This window comes from Pseudomonas proteolytica (assembly GCF_007858275.1).
Classification (GTDB): Bacteria; Pseudomonadota; Gammaproteobacteria; order Pseudomonadales; family Pseudomonadaceae; genus Aquipseudomonas; species Aquipseudomonas proteolytica.
This window is the reverse complement of the sequence record NZ_VFEV01000015.1, coordinates 26673-41258: the sequence shown is the minus strand read 5'-3', so window position 1 is coordinate 41258 and position 14586 is coordinate 26673. Positions and strand designations below refer to the sequence as shown.

The window sequence follows — 14586 nt, the reverse complement described above, 5'->3', positions numbered from 1 at the left end:
CGTTTATCGCCGACGGCACGGTGTTGATCAGGCGCACCTGGTCGCGGGCCGGCAAGTCCGGCAGTTCCAGGGCATTGCGCGCGAGAATCAGCGAGCCGCCGTTGGCCAGGGTGACGAAAATTTCCCACACTGACAGGTCGAAACACACTGAGGTCGAGGCCAGCACACCCTGGATATCTTCACGGCTGTAGACCTGCTGCGACCAGTGGATCAGCGCCAGTACGTTGCCATGGGCAATCGCCACGCCCTTGGGCTTGCCGGTGGACCCGGAGGTGTAGATCACGTAGGCCAGGTTGTCGGGCTCGACCTGCGTGACGGGTGCCGTCAGCGGGTAGTCGGCCAGGTTATCCATCAACAGCACCTGGGCCTGGGTCTCGGGCAAGTCTGCGAGCAGCTCGGCCTCGGTCAGCAGCACCTGGGCGCGGCTGTCTTCGAGCATGTAGGCGACACGGTCGGCGGGGTAATCCGGGTCTAGCGGCACATAGGCGCCACCGGCCTTGAGCACGCCAAGCAAGGCGATGATCAAGGCGTCGGAACGCTGCATGGCCACGCCGACTCGCACTTCGGGGCCCACGCCCAGTTCGATCAGTTTGTGGGCCAGTTGATTGGCCTGGCGGTCCAACTGGCGATAGCTCAGGGTCTTGGCGCCATAGGTCAGGGCCAGGGCGTCGGGCTGGCGCTCCACTTGCTCGGCGATCAGTCGATGAATACTGCGCTGTTGCGGGTACTCCGATACCGTCGTGTTCCAATCACGGATTTGCTGTTGATAATCAGCGGTGTCCAGCAACGGTAGCGCCGCTATGCGTTGTTGGGGGTTGGCAACAATGCCTTGCAGCAGATGCAGCCAGTGACGTGCCATGCGTTCAATAGTCAAGGCATCGAACAAGTCGGTCGCGTATGTGAGGGTCGCCGACAATCCATCGCTGGACTCGAGCGTGGTCAGTGTGAGGTCAAATTGTGCACTACGGTCCTCCCACACCAGGCTTTCTACGGCCAGCAGCTGTGAATTGGTGCTCGCCGCTGCTTCAGAACCCTGCTGGCTGTCGCTGTGGTGGTTGTACATCACTTGGAACAGCGGGCTGTGGCTCAAGCTGCGTTCTGGCTGCAAGGCTTCCACCAGATAGCCGAAAGGCAGGTCTTGATAGGTCTGTGCATCCAGGGCTGTTTGCTTGACCTGTAGCAGCAAGTCGCTGAACCGGGTCTGATCATTGAACGTTGCCTTGAGCACTTGGGTGTTGACGAAAAAACCGATCAACGCTTCGGTTTCGACTCGGTTACGGTTGGCGATGGGCACGCCGATACGGATATCCGGCTGGTGGCTGTAGCGATGCAACAGGGTCTGGAACGAGGCCAGCAGTAACATGAAAGGGGTGACGCTGTACTGTTTGCCCAACTCCTTGAGCGCCGAGTCCAGCGCAGGTTCCAATGCGATGCTCAGGCGTGCCCCACGAAAACTCTGCACCGCCGGCCGCGGATAGTCCGTCGGTAATTCCAGTACCGGCTGTTCCCCGCCCAACTGCTGGTTCCAGTACGCCAGTTGCCGCTCGCGCTCGCCCGCTTCCATCCAGTGTCGTTGCCAGATGGCGTAGTCGGCGTACTGGATCTGCAGCGGCGCCAGGGTGATGTCCTGTCCCCGGACGAAGGCGCCGTAAACCTGCACCAGTTCGCTGACCATGACTTGCATGGAGGCGCCATCGGAGACGATGTGGTGTTGAGTCAGTACCAGTACGTGGTCATCGTTGGCCAGGTGTAGCAACTTGACTCGCAGCAGTGGGCCGTTGTGCAGGTCGAAGGGTTGCTGGGTTTCGTGTTCGACGAAGTCTTTGATCTGCTGCTGCTGTTCGCTTTCACTCAGGTGTGTGTCTAGGCGGACTAATTCCACCGCGAGGGGCATGTGAGGGGCAATGACTTGCACCGCGCGCTCATCGATTTGCTGGAAGGTGGTGCGCAGGCTTTCATGACGCGCCACCAGGGCGTTGAAGGCGTGTTCCAGTGCGGGCACGTCCAGCTCGCCGCGCAGGCGCAGGGCGGTGGGGATGTGGTAGGCGGCGCTGGTGGGGTCCAGTTGCCAGAGGAACCATTGGCGCTCCTGGGCAAACGATAGCGGGATCACCTCGAATTCGCTGCGCACTTCGGGGATCGGCAGGTTGGCGGGCGAGACGCCTTCGGCCAGCATCTTTTCCAGGTACAGCTTGCGCTTGTCCAGGGGCAGGGTGATGAAACGCTTGGCGATTCGGGTGGCGACGCTCTTGTCCATTACAGTTGCTCCATATCGTCAAGCAGCGCTTCGAGCTTGCTCAATTTTTCGGTATCGAATTGCCCACCGCTGCTTTGCAGTTCACTGACGAAAGCGCCCAGGGTGGGGAATTGAAAGAGTTGTTGTGGGGTCAGTTGCATGCCCAGCTCCAGTTGGGCGCGTGAGACCACGCGCACGACCAGCAGGGAATGCCCGCCCAGTTCAAAGAAGTTGTCGTCCAGGCCCACGCGCTCCAGTTCCAGAACTTGTTGCCAGATATCCGCCATCTGTTGTTGCAACGGGGTCTGGGGGGCGACAAAGGCGCGTTGCGACTGGACGGCCTCAGCCGTTGGCAAGGCTTTGCGATCCAGTTTGCCGTTGGGCGTTAGGGGTATTTGATCGAGGAACAGCAGGTGCGCAGGAACCATGTAGGCCGGCAGGTTTTCCTGGAGCCGGGCCTTGATCAGCGTGCGCAGTCGATCCTGGGATGCTGCGTCTGGGAGCGACTGCCGAGTGACGACATACGCCACCAGTTGCTGGCCGTCCAGATGCTCCTGGGCCAGTACCACGGCTTCGCGCACCTCAGGATGTTGCAGCAGGCGGCTTTCGATTTCGCCCAGCTCGATACGGAACCCGCGGATTTTCACCTGGTGGTCGATGCGGCCGATGTATTCAATCACCCCATCCTGGCGGTAGCGGGTCAGGTCGCTGGTGCGGTAGAGGCGCTCGCCACTCCCTGAGAACGGGTTGGGCACGAACTTTTCAGCAGTCAGCGCTGCACGGCCCAGGTAGCCCCGGGTGATGCCGGCACCGGCCAGATACAGCTCGGCCGCAACGCCTAGGGGAGCGGGTTGCAGATCCTGGGTGAGCAGATAGCTGGCGGTATTGCCGACCGGGCGGCCGATGTTGGCCGAGCCTGCGACTTCGCGGCGGGTCCAGGTGGAGTAGGTGGTGTCCTCTGAAGGGCCGTAGAGGTCGTAGATGTGGGCAACGCTGGTCTGTGCGTAGAGCGTATCCACCAGTGCCTGCTTCAGTGGTTCACCGGCGAGGTTGATGATGCGCACGCTGTCGGGGATTTGCCCGGCGCGCTGCAAGGCATTGATCGCCGACGGCACGGTATTGATCAGGCGCACCTGATCGTGTGCTGGCAGGGTTGGCAGTTCCAGCGCATTACGCGCCAGGACGATAGAGCCACCGCAGGCCAGGGTCACGAACAGCTCCCACACCGACAGGTCGAAACAGATCGAGGTCGAGGCCAGCACCCCTTGCAGGTCGTCGCGTGAGTACACCTGTGCAGACCAGCGAACCAGGGCTGAAACGTTGCGATGGGCAATGGCCACGCCTTTGGGCAGGCCAGTGGAACCCGAGGTGTAGATCACGTAGGCCAGGTTCTCGGGGGTTACCGTAGTGACAGGCTGCTGCCCGCTGTAACCGGCCAGCCAGGCATCACCGGGCTCGATGGTCAGCACTTGAGTGGTGGCGTTGGCACGCAATTCATCCGGTAGCTGTTGGCCAACCAGCAGCAGGCGCGCGCAACTGTCTTCGAGCATGTAGGCCACGCGGTCGGCCGGGTAGTCGGGGTCCAGCGGCACATAAGTGCCGCCGGCCTTGAGTACCGCCAGCAACGCTACCAGCAGGTCGCTGGTACGTGGCATGGCCACGCCGACTCGCACTTCCGGGCCTACCCCCAGCTCAATCAGCTTGTGGGCCAGGCGGTTGGCGCGCTGGTCCAGTTGCTGATAGCTCAGGTGTTGATCACCGTCAATCAGCGCCAATTGCCCTGGGGTTGCCTGGGTCTGCCGGTCGATCAGGTGGTGAATACACTGTTCATCGGCAACCGACAGTGGGGCGCTGTTCCATGTATTGAGGATCAGGGTTTGTTCGGCCTTGTCCAGCAGGTTCAACGAGCCCAGTGTGCGCTCGGCATTGTTCATCAAACCGTTCAACAGTTGATCCATATGGCAGGCGATCTGCTCGATCAGCGCATCGCTGAAATTCGCCCGCACATAGCTGTATTGCAGAGTCAGGCTGGCGCCCAGGCCCACACTCAAGGTCAATGGGTAGTTGGTTTGTTCGTGGCTATGCACCGGACCAAAACGCAGACCCTGCGGTGCGCCTTGCTCCAGCGCTTCGGAGATTGGGTAGTTTTCGAACACCAGGATGTTGTCGAACAGGCTTTCGCCGCCCACACCTGCCTGGCGTTGGGTTTCGAACAGGGGTGTGTGTTCGTGCTCACGCAAGGACAGATTCTGTGCCTGGACCTGCTGCAGCCACTGCGCAACGCTTTGCTCGGGGCGCGGGCTGGCCGCCACGGGCAGGGTGTTGATGAACAGACCGATCTGTTGCTCTACGTCGTTGAGCTGTGCCGGGCGCCCGGCCACGGTGGCCCCGAAGCACACCGTGGCTTGGCCGGTGTAACGCTGCAACAGGAGTAGCCACGCCGCTTGCACCAGGGTGTTGGTGGTCACTTTCTGTTGGCGGGCAAAGGTGTTGAGGCGCTCGGTAGTGGCAGGGTCAATGACCTTGCGGTATTCGCCATGGCCTTCTCCAGGTACTTGCGCCACGCTTTGACCGAGCAGGGTCGGCGACTCCAGGTCGCGCAGCTGCTCTTGCCAGAAGCGCTGGCTGGCGGCGCTGTCTTGCTGTTGCAGCCAGGCAATGTAGTCGCGATAGCGCCCGGTATTGGCGGTTACGACTTGCCCGCTGTAATGCTGCAACACCTGGCCCATGAGCTGAGAGTTACTCCAGCCGTCCATCAGGATGTGATGAACGGTGTAGATCAGGTGATAGCGCTCGGCGCCGGTCTGTACCAGAACCAGGCGCAATAACGGCGCTTGATCCAGTTCGAACGGCCGCTGCAATTCGGCCAGGGCCAGCGCGTCGAGTTGCGGTGCATCGTGGCTGCCCAAGGCGTATACGGTGAACGGTACCTGCGCTTGCTTGAGCACCCATTGCAATGGGTGCTCAAGCCCTTGCCAGACAAAACCGGTGCGCAGGATGTCGTGGTTATCCATCGCCGCTTGCCAGGCTTGCTGGAAGCGTTGCGGGTCGAGCCCATCGATATCCACGCGCAGTTGGTTGATGTAGTTGCCGGTCCCGGTCCCGGTCCCTTGCTCATACAAGCTATGAAACAACATACCCTGCTGCATCGGCGACAACGGATAGAGGTCAGCGATCTGCGCGGCAGGTACGGGCAAGCGATCCAGCTGTGCCTGGCCAATTGTCGCCAGAGGCACATCCGAGGGCGTCAGGCCGCGGTGGGCCGGATCAATGCAATGGGCGACGAGGGCGCGCAGCTCTGCAGCGTAGTCATCAGCCAGGTGCTGGATGGTGGCATCGTCGAACATCTCACGGCTGAACAGCCAGTTCAGGCTCAACTCGCCGGCGTAAATCTGGCCGTTGAGCGTCAACCAATTGCCCAGCGGCGCCTCGGGGCTTTGCTCGGCACCAGTGCCTTCGCCGGCCGGGCTGAACAGCGCCTGTTCATCGGCGCTGAAGCTGCCATCGAACTGGCCCAGGTAGTTGAAGGTAACGCGCGGCTCTGGCAGGGCGGTCAAGCGTTCGCGGGCCTGGGCGTCCCCCAGATAGCGCAAGGCGCCAAAGCCGATTCCTTTGTTGGGGATGGCCCGCAGTTGTTCCTTGATCTGCTTGATCGACGCCCCCAGGTCATCGGCAACAGGCGCCAGCGCCACCGGGAACAGGCTGGTGAACCAGCCTACGGTGCGCGTCAGGTCCACGGGTTCGAACAGCTCTTCACGGCCATGGCCTTCAAGCTGGATCAAGCACTGTGGGTGGTGGGTCCAGCGACTGATCACCCGTGCCAGCGCCGTCAGCAGCAGGTCATTGATCTGGGTGCGGTAGGCGGCGGGAGCTTCTTGCAGCAACTGCCGGGTAAGGGCCTTGTCCAGCCGGGTATTGACGCTATGTCCATGACGGTTTTCCAGGCTGGCGTCGCAACGAGCACCGGGCAGCGTGCCCTGGGCATCTTTCAACTGGGCCTGCCAGTAAGCGAGCTCTCCCGCCAGGCTACCCTGGGTGGCATGGCGTTGCAGATGCTCGGCCCAGGTTTTGCTTGAGTGGGTTTTTACCGGCAGGCTGATGATCTGCCCTGCGCAGGCTTGCTGGTAAGCGGTCTGCAAGTCTTCCAACAGGATGCGCCACGACACGCCATCGATCACCAAATGGTGGGCTACCAGGAGCAGGCGCTGGCTGTTATCGGCCAGGGTCACCAGTACTGCCTGCAGCAAGGGGCCTTGGCTCAGATCGAGACTGGCCTGGACCTGGTTGCACAGTTCTTCCAGTTCTGTGGTGGTGCGGGTGCTGGCTTGTTGCAGGGCAGGAGCCTGTTGCCAGTCCTGCTGTTGTTGCGCCACTGAACGATAGTTGGCCTGCCAACCTGCGGTGTGTGCGCTGAAGCTCAGGCGCAAGCCGTCATGATGGAGGAGGAGGGCCTGCAGCGCCTGTTCAAGCGCATCGGCCTGCAATGGTGCGTGGGCCGATAGCAGTACCGCCTGATTCCAGTGGTGACGCTCGGGAATCGCCCGCTGGAAAAATGCCTGCTGTACCGGCAGCAGCGGTGTCGGCCCGGTGAGCGGTTGTTGATCGATTTCCTGCGCGGGCGTGCCGGTGCGGGCCAGGGTGGCCAGTTGTTGCACGGTCTGGGCTTCGAACAGTTCCTTGGGGCTGAACTGAATGCCGGCCTGCCGCGCTCGACTGACCACCTGAATGGAGATGATCGAATCGCCACCCAGTTCGAAGAAGTTATCGGTCAGGCCGACATTCTGTACCTTCAGCACGTCTTGCCAGATATTGGCGATTTGCTGTTCCAACTCGCTCTGCGGGGCAACGTACCGGACCTGCACCTGGCTGGCATCGGGTGCCGGCAGGGCCTTGCGGTCCAGCTTGCCGTTGGGGCTCAGCGGCAGGGCATCGAGGAACACCCAGAGTGCCGGGACCATATAGTCCGGCAGGTGCTCCTTGAGGGTGTGCCTGAGGGTGTCGCGCAGTGCTTCGTTGGCGTTGGCGCTTGGCACCACGTAGCCGACCAGTTGCAGGCCGCGACCGCTGTCCACCGCCAGCACGGCGGCCTCACGAACCTCGTCCTGCTCCAGCAGGCGTGCCTCGATTTCTCCCAGCTCAATGCGCAGACCACGAATCTTCACCTGATGGTCGACACGGCCGATGTACTCGATCACGCCATCGGCTCGCTGCCGCGCCAGGTCGCCGGTGCGATACAGGCGCTGGCCTTTGGTAAAGGGGCTGGCAACAAAGCGCTCGGCAGTCATGCCCGCACGGCGGTGGTAACCACGGGCCAAGCCTTCACCGCCCAGGTATAACTCGCCCACCAATCCCACCGGTAATGGGGCCAGATCGCTGTTGAGAACAAACGTGCTGAGGTTGGCGATGGGCTGACCGATCGGTACGGTGTGAGCCTGTTCCTCGCGGCAGGTCCAGTGCGTGACGTCGATGGCAGCTTCAGTGGGGCCATACAAGTTGTATAGGCGGGCACCCGGCAGGCGGGCGAACACCTGTTGTTGCGTATCCACCTGCAAGGCCTCGCCGCTGCAGATAATCCGGGTCAGGCCGGTGCAGCGCTCACTGCTATCGTCCTGCAGGAAGGCTTGCAGCATCGACGGTACGAAATGCAGGGTCGTCACCTGATGCTCGGTGATCAATTGCACCAGTTTTTGCGGGTCACGATGATCCCCAGGACCGGCCACGGCAAGGCGGGCACCGGTCATCAAGGGCCAGAAAAACTCCCACACCGATACATCAAAGCTAAACGGGGTTTTTTGCAGCACGGTGTCGTCGCCGCTCAACCCATAGGCTTGTTGCATCCAGCACAGTCGGTTGGTCAGGGCACTGTGGCGGTTGCCGGCACCTTTGGGCTTGCCGGTAGAGCCCGAGGTGTAGATCACGTAGGCGAGGTTTTCCGCTGCCACGCTGATACCTGGGTTGGTGTCCGGCAAGGCATCCAGTGCCAGGGTATCCAGGCACAAGGTATGGAGCGTTGCTGGCAATGGCAGGGTGCTGAGCAGCGATTGTTGGGTCAGCAGCAGGTCGATACCACTGTCGTCGATCATGTAGGCCAGGCGATCAGTCGGATACTCAGGATCCAGCGGCACATAGGCCCCGCCCGCCTTGAGGATGGCGAGCAAGCCAACGACCATTTCCACGCTGCGCTCGAGCGCAATCCCCACCAGCCGGTCCGGGCCCACGCCCAGGGCGATCAGATGATGGGCCAGTTGGTTGGCCCGGGCGTTGAGTTGGGCGTAGCTGAGACGAACATCTGCGTATATCAGGGCCGGCGCGTCGGGAGTCTGCTCGACCTGGTGTTCGATCAGCGCCTGTACCGGCCGTTCCAGCGGGTAGTGCCTGGCGGTATCGTTCCAGCGATGCACAACCTGCGCGCGTTCGCTGTCGTCCAGCAAGTTCAGCTCGCCGATGGCTCGGTCCGGCCGTTCGGTGAGGCGCAATAGCAGGTTGTGCAGGTGCTGCGCCATCCGTTCGATCACGACTTCGGTGAAGGCGTCGTGGGCAAAGCTGTAGTGCAGTGACAGGGTTTCCCCGGCATTCACGGCCAGAGTCAGCGGGTAGTTGGTCTGCTCGTAGGTGTCGACGTGGCCAAACTCCAGACCTTTGGGGGCCTGTTGTTCAAGAGCGTCGGCGATCGGGTAGTTTTCGAACACCAACAGCGTGTCGAATAACGCTTCGCCGTTGTGCCCGGCCCAGCGTTGAATATCAGCCAGCGAGGTATGTTCGTGTTCGCGCAACGACAGGTTCTGCGTTTGCACGGCCTGTAGCCATTGATCGACCCGGGTTTGCGGGTTGACCGTGGCAATCACCGGCAGGGTATTGATGAACAGTCCGACTTGCTGCTCGATACCGGCGATTTCTGTCGGGCGCCCGGCGACGGTGGCGCCGAAGCACAGGCTGTCCTGTCCAGTGTAGTGATGCAACAGGAGCAGCCAGGCGCCTTGCAGCAGAGTGTTAAGGGTGACTTTCTGACGACGGGCAAACTCGTTGAAGTAACGGGTCTCGACGATACCGAAGTGCTGGTAATGGTTACCGTGGCCGGTGGCGGTGGTAGGTACGCTGACCAGGCTGCTGGCAAGGCGGGTGGGCTCTTGCAGTGTCGCCAGTTGAGCTGCCCACCAGGTTTGGCTGGCGCTGCTGTCCTGGCGTTGCAGCCAGGCGATGTAGTCGCGGTAGCGCCCCATTCTGGCCGGCAAGGTCTGGCCGGCATAGCGTTGGAGGATCTCGCCCATGAGTTGGGAGTTGCTCCAGCCGTCCATCAGGATGTGGTGTACGGTGTAGATCAGATGATGCTGGGCTTCCCCGGTCTGAATCACCTGCACGTCCAATAGCGGCGCACGAGCCAGGTCGAAACGCTGTTGCAAACGCTCCCGGGCCAGCTTATCCAGTGCCGGTTGCAGGTCTGCGCGTTGCTGCCAGTCGTGGCAGACCATGGGCAGTGTCAATTGCTTATGGACCACTTGTACCGGTTGTTGCAGCTCACCTTGCCAGACAAACGAGGTACGCAGGATATCGTGGGCGTCCATCGCCTGTTGCCAGGCGTCACGCAAGCCTTGCGGGTCGAGGCCGGTAACGTTCAGGCGCATCTGGTTGACGTAGGCGCCCACGTTTTGCTCGTAGAGCGAATGGAACAGCATGCCCTGCTGCATTGGCGCCAGCGGGTAGATGTCGTCGATCTGTGTGACGGCTACTGGCAGCGCGTCCAATTGCGCTTGGTCGAGGTTGGCGAGGGGGAAGTCTGAAGGCGTTACACCACGGTTATGTGGAGCGCAGCAATGCTCGATCAGTTGTGCCAGTTCCTCGGCGTAGTCATCGGCCAGGGCTTGCATGCGTGCAGGTTCGAACATCTGCGCACTAAAGGTCCAACCCAGGCTCAGTTCGCCGTCGTACACCTGGCCGTTGAGGGTCAACCAGTTACTCAGCGGTGCCTCTGGGCCGTGTTCAGCACCGCTGCTTTCAGGGGCTGGAGCAAAGAGGGCATCGTCGTTGGCGTTGAAGCTGGTGTCGAACTGGCCCAGGTAATTGAAGGTGATGCGCGGCACTGGCAGCGCCTGTAACACTTGCCGCGTCTCGGGGGTGCCCAGGTAGCGCAGGACACCGAAGTCCAGGCCCTTGTTCGGGATGCTGCGCAATTGCTCCTTGATCTGTTTGATCGTGGTGCCGTGGTCGGACTGGGGTGTCAAACGCACCGGGTACACCGTGGTAAACCAGCCCACGGTGCGGGTCAGGTCGATGTCGTCGAACAAGGTTTCGCGGCCATGGCCTTCGAGTTGGATCAGCACCTGTGGCTGGGCGGTCCAGCGGCTGATGACCCGTGCCAGTGCAGCGAGCAACAGATCGTTGATCTGTGTGCGGTAGGCGCTCGGGGCATCTTGCAGCAGACGTCGGGTCAGATCCTGATTGAGATGGGTATTGACGGTCTGACTGTCTGCTTTCCTCAGGCTGGCGTCAGCGCGTATCACCGGCAGTTCGGCGCAGCCGTCGGCCAGTTGTTGCCAATAGGCGATCTGTCCTTGTAGTTCGGCACTTTGACCGTAGTCCAGCAACCGCTGGCCCCAGGCTTTATAGGCGCTGGTTTTCTCCGGTAAGGAGAAACCTTGACCCGCTTGCACCTGCCGATAAGCCATCTGCAAATCATCAAACAAAATCCGCCACGACACCCCATCCACCACTAGGTGGTGAATAGCCAACAGCAACCGCTGGCTGCCGTCCTTCAAACCCACCAGTACCGCCCGCAGTAGCGGCCCCTGTTGCAGGTCGAGGCTGCGTTGGGCTTCGTCGCCCAAAGATTGCAACTGTGTGGCGTCGTCGATGCGGGTTTGCCACAGCACCGACGCGGTCTGCGGGCGGTATTCAGCGTTCCAGCCAGAGTCGGTCTGGGTGAAGCGCAGGCGCAGGGCGTCGTGGTGTTGGATCAGGGCGTTGAGGGCCTGTTCCAGCAGGTGCGGGTCCAGGGTTGTGGCGGGTTTGAGCAGCACGGACTGGTTCCAGTGGTGGCGCTCGGGGATGTCGGTGTCGAAGAACAGGTGTTGGATCGGTAGCAGCGGTGCCAAACCCGTGACCGGGCCCTGGTCGATCGCCAGGCCCTGGCCCTGGTTTTTCGCCACGCTGGCCAGGCCCTGGATGGTCTGGTGTTGGAACAGGTCCTTGGGGGTGAAGTGGATGCCGGCCTGGCGTGCGCGGCTGACGACCTGGATGGAGATGATGGAGTCGCCGCCCAGTTCGAAGAAGTTGTCGTTCAGGCCGATTTTTTCCAGTTTGAGCACGTCTTGCCAGATGCCTGCGATGCGCTGTTGCACTTCGTTTTGCGGGGCCACGTAGGCGTGCAGGGCCTGGTTGGCATCGGGGGCCGGCAGGGCCTTGCGGTCGAGCTTGCCGTTGGGAGTCAGGGGTAATTGCGCCAGGATCAGCAGGTGGCCGGGGACCATGTAGTCCGGCAGGTGTTCGCCGAGGTGGGCCTTGAGGGTGTCGCGCAAGGCGTCCTGGCGGGTGATGTCCGTTGCCGGTTCTGTTGGCACTACATAGCCCACCAACTGCGCGCCGCCCGGGGCTGGGTGGGCGATGACCACGGCTTCGCGCACCGTCTGGTGTTGCAGCAGTTGCGCTTCAATTTCCCCCAGTTCGATGCGCAAACCGCGGATTTTGACCTGATGGTCGATGCGCCCGATGTAGTCGATGACCCCATCGGCGCGGTAGCGGGTCAGGTCGCCGCTGCGATACAGGCGCGCGCCATTGCCGGCAAACGGGTCGGGAATAAAGCGTTCGGCGGTCAGGCCCGGGCGCTGGTGGTAGCCCTGCGCCAGGGAGTCGCCGCCGATCAGCAGCTCGGCGTGGGTGCCCACCGGGCACAACTGCAGGTCATGATCGAGCAGGTAGGTGCGCACGTTGGCGATGGGGCGGCCGATAGGGGCGATGGCGCCCTCTGGCAGGCGGTCGACATCAAACAACGTGGTGTCGATGGTGGCTTCGGTTGGGCCGTAGAGGTTGCACAGGCGGCCGTTCCAGCGCTCGCGCAACTGTGTCACCAACGCGGTGCCCAGGGCTTCGCCGCCGAGCAGCAGCAAACGCAAGGATTGCATCTGCGCGCCCTGTTCATCGGCGAGCAAGGCTTGCAGCAGCGAAGGGGCCATTTGCAACACGCTGATGCGCTGGGCGGCCACTTGCGACCACAGCATCGACAGGTCTGCGGACAGCTCGCTGGACGCGAGGACCAACTGCGCACCGTTGAGCAATGGCAGCCAGAATTCCCACACCGAGGCGTCGAAGCTGAAGGCGGTTTTTTGCAAGACCCGGTCCGCAGCGCTCAGGCCCAATTCGCCCTGCATCCACAGCATATGATTGGTCAGGGCGCCATGGCGCACTTGCACGCCCTTGGGCTGCCCGGTGGAGCCGGAGGTGTAGATCATGTACGCCAGGTGATCGGCGCTGACCGTGACCGGTGGGTTGGCGCTGTCATAACCTTCCAGCCAGTCGCTGTCCTGGTCCAGGCTCAGGGACGGCAGGCGGTCCGGGACGGGCAATGCCAGGCTGCTTTGGGTCAGCAGCAGGCCGATGCCGCTGTCATTGATCATGTAGGCCAGGCGGTCGGCGGGGTAGGCCGGGTCCAGCGGGACATAGGCGCCACCGGCCTTGAGCACGGCCAGCAGGGCGATCACCATTTCCAGGCTGCGTTCCAGGCCAAGGCCCACGCAGGTATTGGGGCCGACGCCCAGTTCCAGCAGCTTATGGGCCAGTTGGTTGGCGCGGCGGTTGAGCTGGTCCAGGGTCAGTTGCTGGTTGCCGAACTCCACGGCAACGGCATGGGGCAGGCGTTCGGCTTGTTCCGCGAACAAGACATGCACCGGTGCGGCGTTGGCGTAATGGACCGCCGTGGCGTTCCACTGCGCCAACTGCTGGCCACGCTCCTCGGCGCTGAGCATCGGCAGTTCGCCGATCCGTGCCTGGGGCTGCTCGAGCATCGCCTGCACCAGGTTCTGGAAGTGCCCGGCCAGGGTGGCGATGGTCGCTGGGGCGAAGCAAGCGGCGTCGTATTCAAAATGCGCAGTGATCTGCTGCTGGCTGTATTCCACATCCAGCGACAGGTCGAACTTGGCCTGCAGCGGGTGGCTGTCCATAAAACTCAATTGCAGCGGGCCCAGGTGCAGGGCCGCCTCCTGCACGGCGCCGACACGCCAGTTGAACAGGGTCTGGAACAGCGGGTTGGCCTGGGGGCTGCGTTGCAGGTGCAGGTCTTCGAGGATCAGCTCGATGGGGTAGTCGGCATGTTCCAGGGCAGCGAGGGATTGCTGGCGCAGGCCCTGGAGGAACGCGCTGCAGGTTTGTTCGGGCGCCAGTCGCGCGCGATACACCTGGCTGCTGACAAAAAAGCCCACCAGGTCCTGGATCTGCGCCTGGTTGCGGGTGGCGTTGGGCACGCCGACGGTGAAGTCGACTTGGCCGCTGTAGCGCCCCAGCAGCAGCTGCCAGGCACCCAGGAGCACCACGAAGGGTGTCAGGCCCTGTTGCTGGCAAAAAGTCTGCAGACGCTCGCTCAACAGGGCGGGCAGCGCGTGCCCATGATGGCCGGCGCCTGCGTGTTGTTCCAGGCGCTCGCGGGGCAGCTCCAGGGTGGGGATCTCGTCGCCCAGGCAGGCTTTCCAATACTGTGCGGCTGCGCTGTGTTGCGGCGTCAGCGGGTAGTCCTGGCGCTGCCACTGGGCGTAGTCGGCGTACTGGATGGCCGGGCGCGGCAGGGCCTGGCCCGGTTCGCGCAGGGCGCTGGCCAGGTCGTGGATCAGGATCGGATTGGACCACGCGTCCGAGACGATGTGATGCATGTTGAGCAGCAGCACGTAGTCCTGCTCGGCCTGTTTGAGCAGGGTGCTGCGAATCAGCGGCGCCTGGCGCAGGTCGAAAGGTTGGGTGGCGTGCTGGCGGATGCGCTGTTGCAGTTGCAGGTCGCGCTGCTGGTTATCCAGGGTGCTCAGGTCCTCTTCCAGCAGGGTCAGGCGCGCGCCGGGTTCGATGACTTGCAGGGGTGTGCCGTCGGTGTCGCGAAAGGCCGTGCGCAGGATGTCGTGGCGATCGATCACCCGATTCAGGGCCGCTTCCAGCGCGCGTGCGTCCACCGGGCCCTTGAGGGCAATCGCCCGTGGCAGGTTGTAGGCATGGCTCTGGGGATCGAATTGTTGCAGGAACCACAGGCGCTGCTGGGCGAACGACAGCGGTACCGGGTCATGCCCGGCGAGGCTCTGGATGGACTGCCCGGCGCCGGCTTCATCGGCCAGCAACAGGGCCAGCAGGTCGTCGTCGGGAAGTTGGTTCAATTGGTTCAT

Annotated in this window: 2 protein-coding genes (1 of these 2 cut by a window edge); both read right to left on the bottom strand. The window is 62.4% G+C overall.

Features of this window, described 5'->3' with window-relative positions; all coding sequences use genetic code 11:
* Window positions 1-2257, bottom strand: the 5' end (the start) of a protein-coding gene (locus FIV38_RS12845; RefSeq protein ID WP_092235462.1) for a non-ribosomal peptide synthetase. Its footprint begins 15281 nt before the window's first position; 2257 of the gene's 17538 nt are visible here — the first part of the coding sequence; the start codon lies at window positions 2255-2257; its stop codon lies beyond the left edge, outside the window.
* Window positions 2257-14586 carry a non-ribosomal peptide synthetase gene (locus FIV38_RS12840; RefSeq protein WP_092235464.1) on the bottom strand — a complete coding sequence of 4110 codons (12330 nt, stop codon included), beginning with the start codon at window positions 14584-14586 and terminating at the stop codon, window positions 2257-2259. The genes FIV38_RS12845 and FIV38_RS12840 overlap by 1 nt, the downstream gene beginning before the upstream one ends.

Coding starts and splice junctions, on each gene's coding strand:
- FIV38_RS12840 (WP_092235464.1), bottom strand. CDS start 14,586: ATGAACCAATTGAACCAACTTCCCGACGACGACCTGCTGGCCCTGTTG.